This is a genomic window from Pseudoalteromonas sp. SG44-17 (assembly GCF_014164235.1).
Classification (GTDB): Bacteria; Pseudomonadota; Gammaproteobacteria; order Enterobacterales; family Alteromonadaceae; genus Pseudoalteromonas; species Pseudoalteromonas rhizosphaerae.
Genome location: NZ_JACJEV010000038.1, coordinates 18,078 through 39,449, shown reverse-complemented (window position 1 = coordinate 39,449; position 21,372 = coordinate 18,078). Strand labels below are relative to the sequence as shown.

The window sequence follows — 21,372 nt, the reverse complement described above, 5'->3', positions numbered from 1 at the left end:
CTTATTAATAAAAATGTTAGCATTCATTTGAAGCTCTTTTCTTGATTCTGTGGTTTGTGTGGTAACAACCATTTGATCATGAATTGAGCTTCAACTCAATTTCTTAAGATCTTACCTATGACATCAATGTAAGTGACAAAGAGTCAATTCCCCCTTGTCAAAATCTTTCATGCAGAGCGTATTTGGCCTTTATGCTGCGTAATCGCCTATTCATTGGAACAACCACACTACATAGCCTTTGCCTTGCCTAAATACCAAACATACTGCAGCAAAATCAACCACGAAAGGTCTACACGCCCTAGTCTTTTTTATATTTATGCAGTAAATCTAGCGGTATATGGCAGTAATCATCTGGATGATTAGTTAGTCGGTCTTGGTGCTCAGCATCACTGGGGACATAATTTGTTAGCGGTTTAACCTGTACAGCTATTTTGTCGGCATCATCTCGTTGGCTGATATAATCGCTTGCTAACGTTAAGTGACTTTGCTCTTCACTATAAATAGCCGTGCGGTATTTTTCACCCACATCATCACCTTGCTTATTAATACTGTATGGGTCAATAATTTCAAAGAAATAATCAATTAGTTTATTAACCGTGACAGCATCAGTATCAAAAATGACTTTGACACACTCTGCATAACCATCGTACTCACTTTGTGTATTATCACTTGTACCATTAGCCCGCCCTGCTTCTGTAATAACTACTCCGGGTAAGTGCTTCATAAACTCTTGCACGCCCCACAAACACCCTCCCGCAAAATAAATAGTTTGCTGGCGAGCATAAAAGTTAGCTGGTTGTTTTTCAATCATAGAGGGACCTAATATATTTAACAAGCAAAGACAGTGTAATGCTTTCATTTTAAGAATGATTATCAAATGCAGTTTTTTCGAATTAATGTACAATAGCGCCAAAAATCGTGACTGTTTAATTTTGCTATTTTATCACGCTATAAAAAAGTGTTACGACTTTAATTTATAGCGCAATCGCACATAAAGAATATGAGAAAAACAACATGAACCGTACCTCGCACCTTATCATACCCTTAGTACTTGCCAGCATATCAAATGTTGCTTATGCGGCAGATGACTCTGAAGAATCGACAACCATTGAGCAAATAACAATCGAGGTATCACCTACAGCAAATACGTTACCTGTGGGTACCTTTGACTCACCTATATCAAATTTAGAGTATGACCCTCGTGTTGATTTGCAATCACGTAACATGGCAGAAGCACAAGCTGATGTTACTATTCGTGGCGGTATCTTTGAAAACACCGGTTTTAGAGTCGGCAGTGCTACTTTACTCGATCCGCAATCAGGCCATTATTTTGCAGAAATTCCTATTGCACCACAAATGCTCACTGGCGCAAGTGTATTGACCGGTGCTGATAATGCACTTTACGGTGTAAATAGCTCAGTAGGTACTGTGTCGTTTGGTTGGAAGCCAATTACCACTGGTGGCAGTGTATCTGTAGGTGTCGGCACTAACGACTTTAATTTACAGAGTGTTCATGCTGGTAAAAGTATCCCTTTAGATACAATCGCCGATTGGCGCCTAGGTTTTGAAGGGGAATATTCTCATTCACAAAGCGATGGCTCAATTGATTTTGGCGATCATGATTTTAATCGCGCTACAGCTCGTGTGCAATTAACGAGTGCAGATTCACAAACTGATTTATTTTTTGGCTCACAAGAGAAATTTTTTGGCTGGCCGAACCTCTATACCCCATTTGGCGTGAATGAAACAGAAGACTTAGAAACGCAACTGTTAATGCTTAACCATAAACAAAGTTATGCAACAAACAGTGAGTTTGAAGTATCAGCTTATTATCGAAAAAATAACGACCATTATATTTACTCTCGTGAAAACCCAAGCGCGTTTCAAGCTTTTCACGAAACAGAAGTTAAATCATTCGCCATCTCTGGGCGACATGCTCAAAACGATGTGTTCTCACTAAACTACTCAGCACAATTTATTGAAGATTCCATTGAATCAACCACGCTTGAGAATAACTTTACTTCGCGTAACTATTATAAAATCAGTGTATTGCCAGAATACACTATGGCTCTTGAGAACAATCAGCAGCTAACAGTGCGTTTAGGCGCAGCCTTCGATGATACCAACCGCGATGACTCACAATTGTCGCTGATAGGTGATATCACATTCAATACAATTAATAGTAACGCCACTGAGCGGACATTTTATTTATCCTACGCTGAGGCCAGTCAAGTTGCAGGTTATACTGCTATTGGTGGCAATGACTCTGGTGGATTATTTAGAAGTAATTATAGCCTTGAGCGTGAAACCACCAAAAACTTAGAACTGGGTTTATTACTAGAACAACAAAGTTGGCAGCTTAATTCGGCTATTTTTTACCGCCAAGATAATAACTTAACTGACTGGACATTTAGCTTTGATTCAACCTCAGCGCGTTTTGCAGAACCGGTTGATATTGATACCGCTGGCCTTGAATTTTTAGCCACTAAGCAATTTGAAAATACTGAAATTATAGCCAGTTACACCTACCTCCATAAATCAGAAACCTATGGCTCGCCAGACGTCGATGCAAGCTTTTATGCCTTAAACTTCCCTGATCACCGTTTAACTCTTGGTGCTGTATGGAGCCCGACGGATATATTAGAGTTTCGGATTGATAATGAATGGCGTAAACAGCATAAAAATGCGCTGCGACGCTCTGATGATGAAGCCTTGTTTACTCAGCTGACGTTAAAAGTAACGCCACCGATACTGCAAAACTTCTTTATTACTTTAGCAGCAGATAACCTTTGGGATGAATCGTTTGAGGAAATTCCAGGCACACCTGGGCGCGGTGAGCAATACACACTAACTGCAACTTATAGCTGGTAAATAAAAAATATGTATAAAAACCGCATTTTTAAGATGCGGTTTTTTTATGTCATTTGTTCAAGCTCGGTAATTAATTGCAGCGCTTGCGCATTCGTTGTTCCACACACATCAATCGTCGCACTAAAATCACTGCATACTTTTGGCCGCCTTTCATCACCAAATAACTTACATAAATTGTTGTTATCTAACTGAATGCAGCGCTCTCCTGCTTTTTTGCCATTAGGCATCCCCGGAATCGGTGAGCTAATACTTGGTGCGATACAACAAGCCCCACACCCGAGTCGACACGCCATTGGTGATGTATTCATCTTTGCCCCTTTTGTAATCTATTTCGCTAATTTGTTAACTGTGTAATGACTTGTTACATCTTAATACGCCTTGTAAACACTTTATTCATTATAATTGCTGTGTCACCTAATTATGAGGAAAGCCCTGTGGCTACTAAAAAACAAATAATTCTACCTATTGCCGTATTAGTCGCCGGTGTAGGTCTTGCGGTTGCGTTTTCAGCAATGAAACAACCGCCAGAAGAAAAGCCAGCACAAGATACACGCCCTCTGGTATCAGTTAGCGCAGTTCACCTTGATGCAATTACGCTAGACGTAAAATCGTATGGTGTAGTAAAAGCAAAAGATCACACCCCACTGGTTGCGCAAGTAAGCGGTCAAGTGGTATTTGTCTCTGAGCAATTTGTGCAAGGTGGATTTGTCAAACAAGGCGATATTCTAGCACGAATAGATCCAAATGATTATGAAGCAGCGTTAATTGAAGCCCAAGCAGGCATGGCGCAAGCCAGCTCTGATCTAGAAATTGAGCGAGCGCAAGCTCATGTAGCACAGGCAGAGTGGGATCGAATAAAAGACGATTCAAATCAAATGATCCCATCTCAATTATATTTACGCAAACCACAATTAGCCGAAAAACTAGCGCGTTACCGTGCAGCACAGGCATCTGAAAAACGCGCAAAACGTAATTTAGAGCGCACATACATAAAAGCGCCTTATGATGCGATTATTTCTGAACGTGCAATTAGTTTAGGCAGCGTAGTTAATCCTGGAAGCCAATTTGGCGCTCTCAGTTCAACCTTAGTGGCTGAAATTCGCCTTCCTGTGGCAGATAAAGAATTACAATACCTAATCGATAGCGGTATCGGCGCGAATGTAACACTCAGTGCAGACTATGCTGGTAAGCCAACTACTTGGCAGGCAAAAATTGTCCGCAGCGAAGGTGTTATTGATCAAAAAAGTCGTATGAGCTATTTAGTGGCGCAAGTAAATACACCTTATGCCAGTGAGCAACCGCTGCGCTTTGGCTCTTATATCAATGCGACCATTTCTGGCCGCGAGCTTGATAATGCGATTATCGTTCCTCATCACTTAGTGAAAAACGGTAAAATAGTGGTAATGAATGATGATTTAACTCTTTCGTTCAAACCTCTTAATATTATTAGAGAGCAAAATGGCATGGTCATCGCTTCACAAGGCTTAAATGATGGTGAGCAATTGATCACCTCGGCTTTAGATTTCCCAACCGAAGGCATGCAAGTAAAGCTAAATGACTCTGATAAACCTGCAGCTGCAACTCAACTTGCACTGAAAGAGGAATAGAGCATGACCATCCATAGCGAAAAAGGCTTAATTGCCTGGTTTGCTCGCAACCCTGTTGCAGCAAACCTATTAATGATTTTTATTTTAGTGGGTGGTATTTTAACCGCGTTTTCTATTCGCAAACAAATGTTCCCACAATTTGAAAATAACTGGATCAGCGTCCAAGCTGTCTACCCAGGTGCTGCCCCACAAGAAGTAGAAGAAGGCATCACCATCAAGGTAGAAGAAGCTCTCGAAGGCCTAGAGGGTATTAAACGGAAGATTACTTATTCAAACCGCGGTTATTCTCAAGCGTGGATCGAAATTGAAGAAAAATATGATACTAAAGAAGTGCTCGATGAAGTAAAAATGCAGGTTGATGCAATCAACACCTTCCCTGCAGACATGGAGCGTCCTATTGTGCGCCATGATAAGTTTGAGCAAGAAGTAATGATCCTCGCCTTATACGGTGACATGAGCAATTATCAGCTCAAAGAACTTGGCAACAATATCAAAGACGAACTGCAAGCACTGCCACAAATTAACTTAGTTGAATTTAATGGTGGCCTTGATTATGAAATTGGTATTGAAGTTAGCCCTGATAAACTTCGTGAGTATGGTTTAACTTTTAGAGACATTGCGAATGCAGTGCGTGCTTTTTCAGCCAATATGTCTGCAGGTCAGATTCGCTCTGAAAACGGCTATATTTCGATGCGGGTTGAAAAACAAGCTTACCGAGGTGATGAATTTGCCAAACTGCCATTGATATTACTACCTGATGGTGCACAAGTGTATTTAGGCGATGTAGCAACCATTAACGATGGCTTTGCAGAAGGCTTACAATACTCTAAATACAATGGTAAAAATTCCTTGTCGTTTGAAGTAAATGCCTCAAAAGATCAAGATATTACCAAAGTTGCAAAAGTTCTTAAGCAGTACCTTAATGATAAAGCAGGTCAACTTCCAGCGGGTGTTAAACTCACGCCGATTGTCGATTTAACCTACTACCTAGAGGGTCGATTAGACATGATGATCGACAACATGGTGTGGGGTGGTCTATTGGTTATGGTAGTACTTGCGCTATTTTTACCCCTACGCTTAGCATTTTGGGTGATGATGGGTTTACCTGTGTCATTCCTTGGCGCATTTTTAATGATGCCGATGGGCTTTTTAGATGTCACCATCAACTTAGCATCACTATTTGCCTTTATATTAGTGCTAGGTATTGTGGTTGATGACGCCATCGTCGTAGGTGAATCAGCCAGTGCTGAAATTGAAAAGCATGGCCACTCTCTTGATAACGTAGTACGTGGTGTTAAACGCGTCGCAATGCCTGCCACCTTCGGTGTCTTAACTACCATCGCCGCTTTTTTACCGCAAACTTTAGCAAGTGGCCCTGGTGCTGCGTTTTCAAAAGCCATTGGCGGGGTTATTATTCTGTGTTTGATTTTCTCTCTGATTGAATCAAAACTTATTTTACCAGCCCACATAGCAGCAATGAAACACCGAGAACCAAATCCGAAAAACCCATTACATCGCCTCCGTAAAGTGATGGATGGCGGTTTAAAACGGTTTGTTGATAACTATTACACGCCATTTATTGGCCATTGTATTCATTATCGTTATACCGTAATTATTGGTTTTATTTGTGTATTAATTGTCAGTGCTGGGATGTTTGCCGGTGGTTTAGTGAAGTTCGTAGCGAACCCTAAAATTCCTCATGACTTTCCACGTATTTCAGTTGAAATGAACTTAGCATCGTCTGAACAAGCAACCCTAGAAACTGCGCAAAAAATAGAGCAAGTTATTATCAATGTTGATAAACAACTTAAAGAGCAATATGGCACAGCTATGGTACGCGATCTTTCAGTTAGCTTACGCGGACGTACCAATGCCAGTATCATGGCAGTATTAATTGATCCTGAGTTACGCCCTATCGATACCTTTGCATTGAGCGCACTATGGCGTGAACAAATGCCTCCTTTACCGGGCGTGAAAACACTAACCATTCAAGACAGTATTATGAATGGTGGTCGAGACGACGGTGATGTGAGCTTCCGCCTAGAAGGAAAGGATGCCAAACAACTAAAAGAAGTAGCAGCAAAACTTAAAGAAAAACTCAACACCATGGAAGGTGTGGGTGATGTAAATGACTCAATGCAAAGCGCTACAGATGAAGTACAGCTTGACTTAAAACCACTGGCGTACAGCATGGGTTTAACCCTTGCCGATGTTGCCTCACAAGTCAGCTTTAGTTACTACGGCCTTGAAGCACAGCGTATTCTACGTGACGGCGAAGAAGTGAAAGTAATGATACGCTATCCTGAAGAAGCTCGTAACTCGATCAGCGATATCGCCAGTGCTCGTATCATTACACCTAGTGGCGCAGAAGTACCTTTGGCTGAAATTGCCGATGTAAAACTGGTTGATGGTGTAAACCGTATTCGCCGCGAAAACTCAAAGCGTACTGTTAATGTATGGGCTGCGGTTGATACCGACCAAGTTGAACCTTTTGCCATTGCTGAAGAAATACGTGATGAGTACTTACCGGCACTACTGAAAAACTACCCAGGTGTACAAAGTAGTGTTGCTGGACGTATTCAAGAAGAAATGGATAGCGTTGCTGAGCAAGTGCGTGATTTTGCACTTTCAATGATGATTATCTTCGCGTTATTGGCAATCCCACTACGCTCATACTCACAACCATTGATTATTATGTCAGTGATCCCATTTGGGGTTATTGGTGCCATGTTTGGCCATATGATTTTAGGCATGACAATGAGTGGCTTATCAATTTTCGGGATCATTGCTGTAGCCGGTGTTGTTGTGAACGATTCATTAGTAATGGTGGACTTTGTTAATAAAGCACGTGCTGATGGCGTAGCAATAAAAGACGCAGTAATGCAAGCTGGTGCACGTCGTTTTAGAGCGATTATGCTCACCTCAATCACTACCTTTATTGGCGTGTTACCAATCATTATGGAAACCAGCTTACAAGCTAAAATTGTCATCCCAATGGCAGTATCATTGGCCTTTGGTGTGTTATTTGCCACGGTGATCACGCTGATCCTGATCCCATGTCAATATGTCGCACTAGAAGATGCTAAACGATTAATTCGTAAATGGCGTGGAAAAGAAGCGCTGGTAGATGGTGAATCAATTCATAGCAAAGTGAATACTATAATAAACCGCTCACCTTTATAAAATTTGATATCCCAACCAACTAGCCCGAGCTGTATACAGTTCGGGCTTTTTTATTTGAATCAAAAAACGTTGAAGGAATTATCTTTAAACGAAATCGTAGAAAATATAAATAAAAATGACTCTGTAAAAAACTGTCAATCCCTTTTGGTGTTGAATTGACTGATTTTATTGCAGAATGTGTTAGGTAATTAATTTTCCAGAACACTAGGTTCAAGTATACCTTTATCAATTAGTTGGCTTATCATCGTACGTGCTTTTTCTCTGCATACATCACGCAATAAACGCACTGCAGGCGTTATTGATTGGCGGCTTGGACAAATTAACCACAGCTCACCACAGGTATGCTGGTAATTATTCATCACTGTAACTACCCTATCGTTAAGTAGATCATCAGCAATATCTAATGCCGATTTTACGGCAAGCCCTTTGCCAGCAACACACCAGCGCCTGACTAAATCACCATCATTAGAGGCGCGCTTGCCTTGCATTTTTACTTTGTATTTTTTTTGCCCGTCGGTGAATTCCCAAACATTATTGATAATATTTTGCAGTTGATAAAATAACCCTTGATGCTGTGCTAAATCATCTGGGTGCATAGGCGCACCATAACGTTTTATATAATCAGGTGTGGCACATAACAAACGTGGAATATTACAAATTTTAAATCCGTAAACATTGGCATCAGTTGGCGAGCCATAACGCAGTGCTATATCCACCGAATCTCGGTAGAAATCCACGTTACTATCACTAATATGTGTGCGCAGGCTCACCTTCGGGTAACAATCCATAATTTCATCAATCCAAGGGATAACTAAATTACGGCCAAGATCAGAAGATAATGCAACCCTTAACTCACCTTCAATCTCATCATGTTCGCCTTTTAGGTTCTGCCGAGCTTGCTCAAGTATCGCTATTGCTTGCTCACACTGTGGGATATAGCGCTCCCCTGCGGCAGAAAGCCTTAGATGACGCGTTGTGCGCACAAATAGGTCTATACCTAATGTTGATTCTACCCGTTTGATAGCAGCACTGGCGGTTGCTGTACGCATATCAAGTTTTGCCGCTGCAAGGGTAATACTTTTAAATTCAGCAACTTTCAAAATAAGTTTTAAATCGTCAATCTGCATATTATCTAAATATATTTGATAATGATTCAATAATTATGCTGTTTATCAAAAGTAATGCAAGCGCTATCATCTGCCTCATTCAACGGCTTTGATTAAATAAAGCTATTCGCTACAGGAACCAATTATGACACACCCGATTATTACCGACTTAGAAGCGCGTTACACAGCAAAAAAATATGATGCAACTAAACGTGTATCGGCAGAAGATTTAGCTGTGATCTATCAAGCTATGCGTTTATCTCCGTCATCAATTAATTCGCAGCCATGGAAATTCATTGTTATTGAGTCTGAGCAAGCAAAACAACGTATGCATGATACTTTCGCTAACAAGTTTCAATTTAATCAGCCGCATATTAAAACTGCATCACACATTATTTTGTTTGCTTACAACCCGAAATACACCAGAGAAGATTATGCAAAAGTGATTGACACTGATATCGCCAATGGCCGTACGCCAGCAGAAAATCGTGAGCAAGCCTTTGGCGCATACGCATTTGTTGACTTAAATACTGACGCATCTGGCAATAATGCCGCATGGACCAAAACACAAACCTATCTTGCACTTGGTAATACTATGCATGCTGTTGCGCGCTTAGGTATTGATTCAACACCAATGGAAGGCGTAGATAGCGCGCTAATTAGTGAACTTTTTGCGGATGAGTTAGATGGTTATATTTGTGAAGTCGCACTTGTCATTGGTTATCACGAAACACAAACCGACTATAATGCTAAGCTTCCAAAATCACGTTTGAGTCAAGATCAAATTATTCAAGTGGTTTAAGTTTTACATTACCGGTTAAGAAGAGCCTGTTACAGGCTCACTTAAACAAGCTTTTGGCATTATAGCCTCTGCTATGTGCTCTCTTTAGCAGCTCCACAAACAATTTTTTCTTCGCCAAGATGATATATATTATTTATTGCTACATAGGCGCCAGATACAACGCCTGTAATAGGGACTAATAATATCCCACTAATTGAATAGTAGGTATTGGTATCCTCAAAGCCATTAATTATTTTCAATGTCTTACGGTCAGAAGATATTTCACATTTATTGACTGCTGACATGTCCTTAGTTGGTACAACGATACAGCCTGATAACATCGTCAAAGTAAAACATATAGTCGTAACTAATTTCATCTTATAACATCCTCGTTTTTAATTGTCATATAGAAACCATAAAAATTAATATTTATAGATTGTTGGGTAACTATCTTATAAATACTTTACTAAACAAAGTATGCGCTCCCCGCAAACCTTGCACATATAAATCAAGCTTATAGGTTCAATTTTCACTAATAAACATGCACATCAGACACCACACTATGCAACCGTTTTATATTGAGGGAACTTCCCTAACATTCTCTTCAATAACAATATCATAGATAGGCAACTTACTTTAGCAGTGATTCTGTTAAAGAAGTCAAGTTGCACCCAAATAAAGAGATCAGCTTGAGTAGATAGCTACAGCGGTTAATGAACCTACAGCAGCCATTGAAGAAGTTGCGCATAGTGCAAACTCTACAAGTGATAATACTGAGGTTGCGGATAAAAGCACAATTAGGGCAGACTAAAATAAACAAAATCATCAAAACAATAGGTTCATTGGTTTCAGAGATCCAACACTAAGCAGCTGGTATTACGACCTTAGCCGCAAATATAAAAAATATAGAGTCAGTACTTGATGTGTATATAGCGATAGCAGAGCAACTCAATAACCTTGTATTTCGATTTACTCTTTAACTAATCCAAATTAAAAAATCATATAGTTACACGCTATTACGCAACTATAGGGTCAATGCAGCAAGTGACGCTCTCACGTGAAGTAGGTACGGGCATCGCAGCAGGCTTCGACTTTATTAACTTATAGCAATATTGTGACCTCTTTTTAACTATTTTGTATTTAGTTATAAAAAGAGGCTGCTCGAAGCAGCAGCCTATAATTCTAACTACACTATCTAAGGTGCCCGCTTTCAACAATAGGCGTAACCCAATATTTTAATGGGGTGTATTGACACACAGGACTTAATGCCGTTTTAATTGTTTGCAGCTGCGCTAGTAATATATGCACCTCAAACTGATAAAAACTACGATGCCCTTCTACTTGCTCGGCAATATCAAATTCACTGTGCTCTTTACTGTAGCCTTCAATGTTTTTTAAGTTAAAGCCGGTAATGCAGTCTATGCCAATTAATATATCAACCACTTCATCTTTTATGTTTGTGGGTACATTTAAGGTAAAAAGTAACTGTTCAGCCATGTTTTTTCTCCAACCAACCATAAAAGATAGGTAATAAATAAAGTGTTGTAATTGTTGAGGTAATTAACCCGCCAATAACCACAATCGCCAATGGCTTTTGAATCTCAGCGCCGGGGCCGGTGGCAAATACCAGTGGCAGTAAACCAAACATTGCGGTTGTGGCTGTCATTAACACTGGACGAAGGCGTCTGCTTGCGCCATCTAAAATGCGCTGCGTTACATTGGCAGAAAACATTTTCATTTGCTCAAAGTAGCTGATCATCACAATACCATTGAGTACCGCTACGCCAAGTAAAGCAACAAAACCAACCGATGCAGGCACCGACAGGTATTCATTACTAATAAATAGGGCAATCACTCCCCCCATTAATGCAAACGGAATATTAGCAATTATCAGCGTTGATTTAGATAACGATTTAAACGTGGTAAATAAAATAATGAAAATCAGTATTAATGCCACCGGAATAAGCACCAGCAAGTTTTGTGTTGCACGTTGCTGGCTTTCAAATTCGCCACCAAACGACAAGGTAAAACCACTGGGTAATTTTATGCTGCTATTAATTTTAACTTCCAGTTCATTCACATAACTAACCACATCGCGGTTATCCACATTAACGCTTACAGAAGCAAAGCGCTTTGCTTTTTCTCGCTCTATTAACAATGGCCCCGTTTTAAAGCTAATATTAGCAACCTCTTCAAGTGGCAGTAGGCTGTTGTCGGGCATTAAAATTAACTTTTGTTTTAATGCCCTCATTGACGATAACTCAAAGTGTGCTGCGCTTTCGCCTTTTTGTGCATTAAACACAATAGGGATCACGCGGTTTCCTTCTTGCAGTGCCGATACCTGTAGGCCTTCTAATTGCGACTTTAAATAATCGCTTAATCCTTCGGTGGTTAAACCAAACTGACTGGCAACCTCAGGAATAAGTTTAATATTTACGTATTTACCTCCTTCAATAAGCGCCATTTGCACATCACTTGCGCCGTCAATATTAGTGGCAAGTGCAGTGATTTTTTCAGCTAATGAGGCAAGTGTCGCAATGTCATTACCGAATACTTTAATCGAAATATCACCGGTGCCACCGGTGAGCATTTCTGATACCCGCATTTGTATTGGCTGAGTAAAGCCAATATTTACCCCTGGAAATTGCGCAAGTGTTTGTCGAATATCCTCGATTAGCAGCGCTTTGGAGTCAAAACGCCACGTATCTTTTGGCGCTAATTCCATAAACACATCGGTTTCGTTTAACCCCATAGGATCAAGCCCGAGTTCATCGGAGCCGGTACGGGCAACAATTTGTACGATTTCTGGGGTGTTTTTTAGCAGTGTGGCTTCAATTTGTTTATCGATATCCAGCGAGGCTTGCAAGGAAATACTCGGCGATTTTTCCAGTTGCACAATAATGTCGCCTTCATCTAAAACGGGCATAAAGCTTTTACCAAGCCCCTGAAATAACACCCCACTGAGCACTAAAACAGCAACTGATATAACACTAATAGCCACCGGCTTTTTAATTGCTTGGGCAAGTGTTTTAGTATAAAAACCTTGTAATAGCGTGACCATTTTAGGCTGGGTTACGGGTTCATTTTTTAATAACAATGAGGCTAAAATTGGAATAACCGTTAACGACAACAACAGCGCACTTAGCATTGCAAACACGATAGTTAACGCCACTGGGGTAAATAACTTGCCTTCTAACCCTGTAAGCATTAATAGCGGTGAAAACACGATAATTATAATAATTGTGCCTGAGAACACTGGCGCCGCGACTTCTTTACATGCGCGATAAATAACATGCAGCCGAGGGAGGTGCTGATTGTTAGCCAACCGATTAACTATGTTTTCAACAATAACTACCGATGAGTCCACCAGCATACCAATGGCAATCACTAAGCCGCCTAAACTCATTAAATTAGCCGATAAATCAAACTGCTTCATCATTATAAATGTCAGCAATGCCGACATAGGTAAAGACAAAGACACCACCAATGAAGAGCGAATATCACCTAAAAACAAGGCAAGTAGCACTATCACTAAAATAATCGCTTGGCCTAATGCGCTGGTAATGGTGCTAATTGCGGTATTTATTAAGTTAGAGCGGTCGTAAAACACATTAATTTTTGTGCCTTGCGGTAATGAAGCTTCAATGGTGCGAAGTTTATCTTTTACATCTGCAACAACTTGCGCTGTATTACTATTTTTAAGCGCAATTATAAGCCCTTGTACCGCCTCTTCACTGTTTTTAGTGACTGCGCCATAACGGGTTAAACTGCCAACGTGTACCGTGGCAATATCACTTAACCGAATAACCTTATTTTGAGTGGACTTAATCACGGTATTTTCAATGGCGGTTATATCGTTGTATTTGCCCTCAGTGCGCAAAATTAAGGTGTCGTTGCCTTTTTCTAAGCGCCCTATGCCACCGTTTTGATTCGTTTGCGTGATTGCTAACTTCATTTCATCAAAGCTGACTTGATGCTGTTGCATCAATAAAGTATTGGGAAGTATTTCATAGGTTTTTGAAAAGCCGCCAAGGCTATTTACGTCAGCAACGCCGGTTACAGTGCGCAATAATGGACGAATTTGCCAATCTAAAAGCTCTCTTTTTTCAATCAGCGATAAGTGAGTACTTTCTATGGTAAACATGAACACCTCGCTCAAAGGCGTGCTCATTGGCGCCATGCCGCCACTAATATTACTGGGCAAGGTGGGTAAAATATTTAATAAACGCTCATTAACTTGCTGACGGGCCCAATAAATGTCGGTGCCCTCTTCAAAGTCAATGGTAATATCGGTAATAGAATACTTAGTGGTAGAGCGCAGCATTTGCTGTGACGGAATACCCAGTAATTCGGTTTCAATCACCCGTGTTACTTGCGATTCTATTTCAAGGGCGTTCATGCCGGGTAATTTGTAAACTATTTTAACTTGAGTGGGTGATATTTCTGGAAAAGCATCCACCGGAATACTTAACCAAGATTTAGCGCCAATGGCCATAGCAACAATAACAAAAATACTAACAAACAAACGCTGAGTAAGTGAAAACTTAATAAGCTGGTTTAACATTTACTCTCTCCCTAAGTGAAGCAACATACCTTGTAGCGCACTTACCGAGCTTATTAGTACCTGCTGATCATCTAGGTTTTTATTGGCAGTAAATACATAGTCTTTGCCTTGTGTACCTTTGAGCTCAATCGGTAGTAACTCAAGGTTATCGCCAGACTTCAAAGCAATGTAATTAACATCTTCAAATTCAAACACCGCTGACTTTGCTATTTTAAAGCCCGTTAATTTATTTACCGGTGTGACTTTGATAGTTTGCCCCAGTGTCAGCTGGCATTCATTCGAGCTTGGTGACGCCCACACAATTTGATGGTATTTATCTGCAATACTGTCATAGCTCTCAATATTTAAGCTGCAATGTTGTGACAGCTTAAAATGCGCTAACGTGTTGGTAAAACTAAGAGGGACTTTAATCTTAACGCGAATACTACTTGCATCGATAATATCAAACGCGGTGTCACCCATCATACGGTTTCCCGACTCATTGGTGAGTTTTAAAATGCCCGTTTTTGGACTCACTAAGGTCACGTTTTCATTATCATCAATGTTTAAAAATGCCATTTGATGTTGCATATGTTCAAAGTTTAGCTTGGCTTCAAAATAGCTTTTTGTGATTTCAACCCATTCAGAGCTTCTTATTATTTTGTTTTTTAAGTGCTGTTGGTTTATGTCGTAATGGCTTTTAGCAATAGCGAGCATATCTTTTGCTGATTGATAGGCATCTAAAAAATGGTGTACATCACTGCCCTCAACGCTTGCGATAGTGGCGCCTTTTTCCACCATACTGCCGTTAGGGTATAAGTAACGAACCTGCTGTACATCAAACGCAAACAGCACCGTATAATTGACACCTGGTTTGAAATTGACTTCACCAATTAAACTTTGCCCGTTAATAAACTCTGTTTTTTGAATCGGCGCAAATTCAACATCAAAACCACTGAGTGACGAAAGCCCTACAGGTGCTAAATTTTGCGAAGCAAACACAGGATTAAATGTTAATAAAGCCACCGTAGAGAAGAAAAATAACGTATATTGAATACGCAAAAAATGACGCATTTTTTTTGTAGAATTTAACAGCATTTCGTTTGTTCACATTTGATTAATTTTATAGAATCAACCATGACTTTTTTATGCTGTTAAATCATCAGGCATACGCCGTAATGTTCCTAAAAACAGCTTAATTTACAGCATGGTACATTTGTCCATTGTAATTATAATGCATTGATAGTAGAGGTTTTAATGAGAGATAAGCTAATAGCGGCTACATTGTTAGTAATAATGGTGTTGAATTTTTTTGATGTGCTAACAGATATACGTTTAGGGGTGCCGCAGTGGCATATTTTTTCCGAAGGCTTGATCGTAGTTATCTCTGCAGCCTGTGCTATTTACTTAATTAGAGACATTCGTGCGCGTACTGCAAATATTAATGCGCTGAAACAAGAATTAGTACATTCAAAAAAAGAACTTAAAAACATATCACAGGCAATGATGGATGCGCGCCATGAATACAGCGGCGTTATTCAAACCCAATTTTCACAGTGGACATTGACCCGCAGTGAGCAAGAAGTCGCGATGTTGTTACTTAAAGGCTTAAGCTTTAAAGAAATAAGCGCACTAAGAAGCACAAAAGAAAAAACCGTTCGTCAACAAGCGTCCGATATTTACAGCAAAGCCGATGTAGAAGGCCGACATGAGTTTGCTGCATGGTTTTTAGAAGACTTTATGCAACAAGGACAATACCAACCAACAAGTTCAAGCCTCAATTAATTGACAAGCTACAAAGGTGAGGCCTCTGGTTATTTCTATAGCTTTGCATCCGCTGCGCATTAAATCTTAAGGAATAATTAAAAACCTTAATGATTATCTCTGTGTAAAACTAGATGATTTCATTTTTACTATGACAACCATTGCTCAACTTAGCAAAAACATAACCCCCTACAGCCCCTGCAAGCAGCTGCATATAAAAACCCCAGCCTCTTGCGCCCGCTATAATAGTAATATTCATAATTGACTCAATAGCAATTAAAGCCGAAGCAAACGCCACAATACCCGCAATTACAAATAATTGCGCACCTTGTTTTTTAACTTTTTTAGCAATAAGCCAGGTAACCAAAAACGCGATGGCAAGTGCAATAGCAATAATAGCGCCATAGGTCGGTAGCAAGCCGAGCCAATCTTCAAGGGTTAAGTTAACACTGTCATTAAAGCCCACCACAACACCCACATTAACTAATTGATTGACAACGTATTGACTATGAAACAAGCTAGCGAGTGTAAATGTAAGTAACCAAGAAACTAAAAATGAAGGGAGTATACGTGTTAAAAACGACATGGTTATCTCAACTTAAAATGAAACTTTTTTCTTACAGTAGCAAAGGCTTGCAGGGTAAACAATCTCTACATTGTATTACTCTACTCTCGCTTTTAGCATTTTCTTGTAACGCCAGTGCCGAGCTACCAAAACAGCAATACACTGCTGATACCTTAGCAACGGGACTCAATTCACCGTGGAGCATGGTTAAACTTCCAAACAATACCTGGTTAGTCACAGAACGTGATGGCCATATTGTTATCATTAAAAACAACCAACAAACCCGAGTTAAACTAGATTTCGAGGGCTTATACGTTGCAGGCCAAGGCGGCCTACTCGATATAGTGCTTTCGCCAAATTACAGTGAATCAAAAGAAATTATATTCACTTACGCTCAAGGTGAGCTTGATGCAAACAGGCTCGTTATTGCCAAAGCTACGTTTGATGGTGCGCAATTTTCAACGCCAAAAATTATTTATAAAGTTGCCACTGATAAAGACACACCACAACATTACTCAGGCCGCGCCCTTGTCCTACCCGATAATACCTTATTATTTTCAAGTGGCGATGGCTTTGACTACCGTGAGCAAGCACAGGTTATGACCAGTCAACTTGGCAAAACATTACGCATAAACTTAAACGGCACGATACCAAACGATAACCCATTTATTAATCACAAAAATCCTGCAGCTCATGCTGTGTACTCACTCGGGCACCGTAACTTGCAAGGCTTGGTTTATGATTACGATACACAGCAAATTGTTAGCCACGAACACGGCCCCGCAGGCGGCGACGAACTAAACTATTTAACCCCAAGCACCAATTACGGCTGGCCGGTGATCACCAACGGAGATGATTACTCACAAGCACGTATTTCACCGTTTAGAGAATACCCTGGAATGGCTAAACCAACGGTTGATTGGACGCCCTCAATCGCCCCTTCTGGCATGGCTTATTATGGCTCAAAGCATTTAGCTTTTCCCTCACTACAACAGCATGTGCTAATCACTACGCTGGTCGATAAAAAGCTCTACAGCGTTAATTTAGCGAATGGTGAACTTACCCAGACTCATGTTTTACCAGAGGTAACTGGGCGTTTGCGGGATGTATTTGTTACAACCGAGGGTAATATCGCGGTGTTAACCGATGGAAAAGATGCAAAATTGCTGCTGATAACGCCAAAGTGATTAGCTTGACTAGATCGTTCAACACAACTGTATCTAAATACTCGACGAGCTTTTTATATGATTATCAGGTCTTATTTTTTGCTGTTTGAGCGAAAGTCAAAAAGAAAGACCTGACTTTATTGGTTTTTGCGATGCATATTTCTGATTAAATACAATCAAGGTGAGTTAGTTAAATTGGCTTTCGTCTATTTCAATGGTTATGCTATTTAATAAATCGTTAGTGAACTTTTCACTTTCTTCTTTACTGACATAACTTCCTTTGCCTTGAATATTTGCAAGTAACTGGTTTGCAATCTCCTCATAGGCAACATCTAATTGAGTCTGTAATGTTTTAATATCGTCGTGAGTCATCGAGTTGCCTAAAATAAAAGGCTTACTTGGATTCATTGGCCCATAGTTGCCTTCCCAAATTACTTTACCTGTTTTAGACTTAAGGACGGCTTTGAGCTGAGGTAAAAACCTTGTGCTTTTTTCGTCGGTAAAAATGACGCACCATGGCTCAAGTGTTATAACTTGTTTATGAAGATTTTCATTTAAGTGAATAGACTTTACTGATTCTTTTAAAATTTGAATGCTATTTAGCGAATTCAACAAAGTGCTCGCTAAATCAAAGTTCTCTTTTAAGTCGAGCTCTAAACTGCCTTTCATGTGCTTTTCATTAGACAAATCAGATGCTATAACGCCAAGAACCCCATAACGCAGCCCTACATCATCCGACGTATTAACCCAATTAGTAATAACAAAACCTGAACCTTCAATTCTTCGATCCCCTATAGCTAAACTCCAATCATTCCAATCGATATTTAATACATCTAGTTTAATTTTTTCATTTGAACCTAAAGGAACAGCACCTCCCCTTTGAACCGATTGGCACGCTGAAACTAAAAAAATAAAAGTGAATATAAATAGGTGCTTATACATTATAAAACAATCCTTGTTAAAAACTCGATTAATCAAAAGTAAACTATAACACCCTTATTTAACTCTGCGCACTAGTTAAAGTTTTATAGAATGAATGATGGAAACAAAAATAATTTTATGATGATAGCAGCATTATTTTACTAACTGTGTAGTGGTACAGTTATCCAATAATGAATCCAAAATTGAACTTGGAGACTCATCTGCCAAAAGCTTCATACTAAAAAACAGTAAAAGTGTGCCAAAGGTTAATCTCATACTCTACTCATATATACCTTGCTAAGCAGATAAAAATTGTTGGGTATAATCGCGAAGCAATGGCCATCTGTTTTTATTCCGTTTAAGCAACTTATAGTTACTACTTTTCATCTTCGTCATAAATTATTGAAGCTAGTACTGGACGAACTACTGCAAGAATTAAAATAATAATTACCAACGCCCCCATAACTAACTTAATTAGTCTAAAAAACCATGGTCTTTGCCATATTTCTCCCGTTTCCTCATCCATCTTTTTTTGTTTGATGAATTCGTCGTAAGCCTTATTCAGATCTGTGTGCTTAGTAATTTTAGGGTATTCAATAACAATACCAATTTTAGCAAGTGAAACTCGAGCTAACTCGGATTGTTCCTGGTTGACGTAAAGCATATGATTTTTTACATCGGCATAGTAATAAATACGTTCTTGCTCTAGTACGTCCGCAATTTTAACAGAGTCAACCAACCGCATATCTTGAATTAACGGCCTATAAATGGGGCTATCTTCCTTTACCCATTTAACAATAAAAACAGCAAAAAGCATTGATATAATCAGAACCAATAATAGTTTGTGTTCTTTTGTGATGAGTTTATTAATTTTATCTCTCCGTGATATCGATAATACAGCCGAACTTGCGAGTAGTTATAACTCTACAATTTGGGGAAATTGTGAGTGTTTTGGCACTAAGTGCCAGCGATTAATTTCCCCAAGCCAGCTTGCTGGCTGGCTGTACAACATTGGCTTGTTATGTGCCGGGCAATGGTTATTCACCATCTATATTTCTTCCAACTCTGCTTTTGCTAGTAAACCATAATACAGCAATAAGAATCTGGCTTGTGAATAGTAAGCCACTGGATATTTTAAACGTCAACTGCACACCTGTACTAGGACAGCCCCACATACAAGTTGACAACAGTCTCATCACCGATGCGCTTAAGGCTATAAAATTGACTAAAAATATTAACAGGTATTTCATTTATCTAGTGGCACATAACGAGCCTGTAGAATAACTCGTTTTTAATTTATTTTTATTGATGCTTTACCATAGCCGAGTTCCTATTTTGATTCAATTAGTTACTTCAATTTTTCGTAAAATATAAAAAGAGGATTTGCTGTTGCTTTAATTGGCGTTTTGGCAGGTATCACAGGTCTTTAAGTGGCTTATTTTAGGTGATAAGGGCTTACTTTTATTAATGCATCGTGTTTTACATATCAATATTAAGCCTTCACGTTCATCCTCATTTACTTCTCATTCTCTTTGTGCAAAAAATTTTGTGAATTATTCACAAAGAGTTTTAGAGGCGCTGCGCTTAAGAGGTTGAAGTTAAAGGTGCTAGGGTCTAGGGAAGTGACTAGGTCTTAGCCCGAAAATTAAAATATTCTTTTTGTTTTCTCATTTACCCTCATTCACCCTCATTCACTTCTCTTTGTGCAAAATGGTTTTAAGTGATTTACTCACAGGAGGACAAATAAGCAAATGCTGTGCTAATAACGTAAGGGCTATTCTGTCGCGCTTCTTATATGTGTTTGCCGTAAGCTGCTTGCTTAACAGCCGCATCGACAGACGAAGAAAACGAACTTGTTTATTGATTTAGGATTGATCGTCAATTTATAAAAACGGTCAAAAAGAACAGTAGCGCCTATTGATAGAGTTAAGGCTGATATGTTTTAACTGCTCAGTACTCTTGCTGGAATTTCTCATGTAATTCGTAGAGCTTTTCAGCTATTTTTACACCTGTAGAATTACGACTTTTCCTCATTATATTTGCAACAGCACCGCCAACAGCTTTACCTGCATAGTTTGTCATTGGGCCATGTTTAGACATGTTTTTTTTAATATCCAACCATAAAGGCAATAGCTTATCAGGGAAGTGGCTAGGATTAAGACTACCCGTTAAATTGTTAACAAGTAGCAATCTAATTTTAACATCCCCAGGGCGATACAAAGTTCCTTGATTGCCTCTGAAATTCTATTTTTCGCATAATCGTATCGAAAAACTCAATCCTTTAAGAGCAACGCCTCGCTTAACCAGCGCAAAATACAGGCTAAAATTAGCGACGAAGGAGCGCAAGCCTGCTGTTTTGCGCCCTTTGTGGTTTAAGGGTTTGTTAGTTTTCAATGCTTACCAACAAATGCCACAATCCAATCATGCTCTTCATTACCTGTCGTTTCAGTATCAAAGAACTCTGATATTTCAGCTTTCATAGCATCTAACTCGCTTACACCCTCTTCGAGGGTTGATAAGTAAGTTGTATGAAAGAAGCAACCATACACCCCACTAGTTATAGAATATGGCGCAATATCACCACCTTTTTCCAAAGTTAGACGGGCACCTTTAGAATGCTCCTCATCCTTAATTATTTCACCTATTTCAGAACCTATCGTTCCGATGGTATCTCCATTATCAGTTTGATTCCACATAGCTCAACTTTTGAAAAATAACGGCTTATTGAACACCACTTTTGGGGGTTATAACACCCCAAAACGGCGTATATTACATAGCTTCATAATTCCACTAAACAACTCCAATGTAAACATACAATTACGCATGTTATAAAATTACCATGGTTAAAATACACCAAAACGACTT

The 21,372-nt window shown here is 39.5% G+C and carries 18 protein-coding genes; 6 read left to right on the top strand and 12 right to left on the bottom strand.

All coding sequences use genetic code 11. The features are described from left to right. Positions 1–298 precede the first annotated feature (298 nt). On the bottom strand, positions 299–811 hold the full coding sequence (locus H5182_RS19270) for a peptide-methionine (S)-S-oxide reductase (protein ID WP_182760462.1): 513 nt from the start codon (positions 809–811) through the stop codon (positions 299–301). A 203-nt stretch (positions 812–1,014) separates the two neighbouring features. Between H5182_RS19270 and H5182_RS19265 the strand changes: the two genes are divergently transcribed. Continuing rightward, the gene (locus H5182_RS19265; RefSeq protein WP_182760461.1) at positions 1,015–2,871 is read left to right on the top strand and encodes a TonB-dependent receptor domain-containing protein; all 1,857 of its coding nucleotides are present in this window, start codon (positions 1,015–1,017) and stop codon (positions 2,869–2,871) included. Between the two features lie 44 nt (positions 2,872–2,915). Here H5182_RS19265 and H5182_RS19260 read toward each other — a convergent pair whose 3' ends face one another. Then, complete coding sequence (locus H5182_RS19260; RefSeq protein ID WP_145242261.1) at positions 2,916–3,179, bottom strand: YkgJ family cysteine cluster protein; 264 nt, start codon at positions 3,177–3,179, stop codon at positions 2,916–2,918. A gap of 126 nt (positions 3,180–3,305) precedes the next feature. On the opposite strand from H5182_RS19260, the gene H5182_RS19255 reads away from it, so the two are divergent. Continuing rightward, on the top strand, positions 3,306–4,478 hold the full coding sequence (locus H5182_RS19255; RefSeq protein ID WP_145242259.1) for an efflux RND transporter periplasmic adaptor subunit: 1,173 nt from the start codon (positions 3,306–3,308) through the stop codon (positions 4,476–4,478). A 3-nt stretch (positions 4,479–4,481) separates the two neighbouring features. After that, positions 4,482–7,661, top strand: a complete 3,180-nt coding sequence (locus tag H5182_RS19250; protein WP_145242257.1) for an efflux RND transporter permease subunit — start codon at positions 4,482–4,484, stop codon at positions 7,659–7,661. Between the two features lie 188 nt (positions 7,662–7,849). Here H5182_RS19250 and H5182_RS19245 read toward each other — a convergent pair whose 3' ends face one another. Next, positions 7,850–8,788 (bottom strand): LysR family transcriptional regulator, encoded by a 939-nt coding sequence (locus tag H5182_RS19245; protein WP_182760463.1) that lies wholly within the window; start codon positions 8,786–8,788, stop codon positions 7,850–7,852. Between the two features lie 124 nt (positions 8,789–8,912). On the opposite strand from H5182_RS19245, the gene H5182_RS19240 reads away from it, so the two are divergent. Further along, positions 8,913–9,569 carry a nitroreductase family protein gene (locus tag H5182_RS19240; protein WP_145242253.1) on the top strand — a complete coding sequence of 219 codons (657 nt, stop codon included), beginning with the start codon at positions 8,913–8,915 and terminating at the stop codon, positions 9,567–9,569. A gap of 71 nt (positions 9,570–9,640) precedes the next feature. Here H5182_RS19240 and H5182_RS19235 read toward each other — a convergent pair whose 3' ends face one another. The 4 genes from H5182_RS19235 to H5182_RS19220 form a co-directional block, all read right to left on the bottom strand. Continuing rightward, positions 9,641–9,925, bottom strand: coding sequence for a hypothetical protein (locus tag H5182_RS19235; protein ID WP_145242251.1), 285 nt, complete (start codon positions 9,923–9,925; stop codon positions 9,641–9,643). A gap of 814 nt (positions 9,926–10,739) precedes the next feature. Continuing rightward, on the bottom strand, positions 10,740–11,045 hold the full coding sequence (locus tag H5182_RS19230; protein ID WP_145242247.1) for a DUF3240 family protein: 306 nt from the start codon (positions 11,043–11,045) through the stop codon (positions 10,740–10,742). Then, positions 11,038–14,112: an efflux RND transporter permease subunit gene (locus H5182_RS19225; RefSeq protein ID WP_182760460.1), complete on the bottom strand. Its 3,075-nt coding sequence runs from the start codon at positions 14,110–14,112 to the stop codon at positions 11,038–11,040. Before H5182_RS19225 ends, H5182_RS19230 begins: the two co-directional genes overlap by 8 nt. Then, positions 14,113–15,189, bottom strand: a complete 1,077-nt coding sequence (locus tag H5182_RS19220) for a hypothetical protein (protein ID WP_182760459.1) — start codon at positions 15,187–15,189, stop codon at positions 14,113–14,115. It lies immediately after the preceding gene. A 159-nt stretch (positions 15,190–15,348) separates the two neighbouring features. Here H5182_RS19220 and H5182_RS19215 point away from each other — a divergent pair, with 159 nt between their 5' ends. Beyond that, entirely contained in the window at positions 15,349–15,876 is a 528-nt protein-coding gene (locus H5182_RS19215; RefSeq protein ID WP_145242241.1) for a LuxR C-terminal-related transcriptional regulator, read from the top strand. A 109-nt stretch (positions 15,877–15,985) separates the two neighbouring features. On the opposite strand, the gene H5182_RS19210 is transcribed toward H5182_RS19215, so the two are convergent. Then, complete coding sequence (locus H5182_RS19210; RefSeq protein WP_182760458.1) at positions 15,986–16,441, bottom strand: hypothetical protein; 456 nt, start codon at positions 16,439–16,441, stop codon at positions 15,986–15,988. On the opposite strand from H5182_RS19210, the gene H5182_RS19205 reads away from it, so the two are divergent. Further along, entirely contained in the window at positions 16,426–17,607 is a 1,182-nt protein-coding gene (locus tag H5182_RS19205) for a PQQ-dependent sugar dehydrogenase (RefSeq protein WP_145242237.1), read from the top strand. The genes H5182_RS19210 and H5182_RS19205 overlap by 16 nt on opposite strands. Positions 17,608–17,772: 165 nt before the next feature. On the opposite strand, the gene H5182_RS19200 is transcribed toward H5182_RS19205, so the two are convergent. From H5182_RS19200 to H5182_RS19185, 4 genes are all read right to left on the bottom strand, one after another. After that, positions 17,773–18,528 carry a hypothetical protein gene (locus tag H5182_RS19200; protein WP_145242235.1) on the bottom strand — a complete coding sequence of 252 codons (756 nt, stop codon included), beginning with the start codon at positions 18,526–18,528 and terminating at the stop codon, positions 17,773–17,775. Positions 18,529–18,883: 355 nt separating this feature from the next. Continuing rightward, positions 18,884–19,324 carry a hypothetical protein gene (locus tag H5182_RS19195; RefSeq protein WP_149982715.1) on the bottom strand — a complete coding sequence of 147 codons (441 nt, stop codon included), beginning with the start codon at positions 19,322–19,324 and terminating at the stop codon, positions 18,884–18,886. A gap of 1,133 nt (positions 19,325–20,457) precedes the next feature. Further along, positions 20,458–20,607 carry a hypothetical protein gene (locus tag H5182_RS22195; RefSeq protein WP_218939788.1) on the bottom strand — a complete coding sequence of 50 codons (150 nt, stop codon included), beginning with the start codon at positions 20,605–20,607 and terminating at the stop codon, positions 20,458–20,460. Between the two features lie 290 nt (positions 20,608–20,897). Then, a complete protein-coding gene (locus H5182_RS19185; RefSeq protein ID WP_145242229.1) occupies positions 20,898–21,203 on the bottom strand; it encodes a hypothetical protein in 306 nt (101 codons plus the stop codon). Between the last annotated feature and the right edge of the window lie 169 nt (positions 21,204–21,372).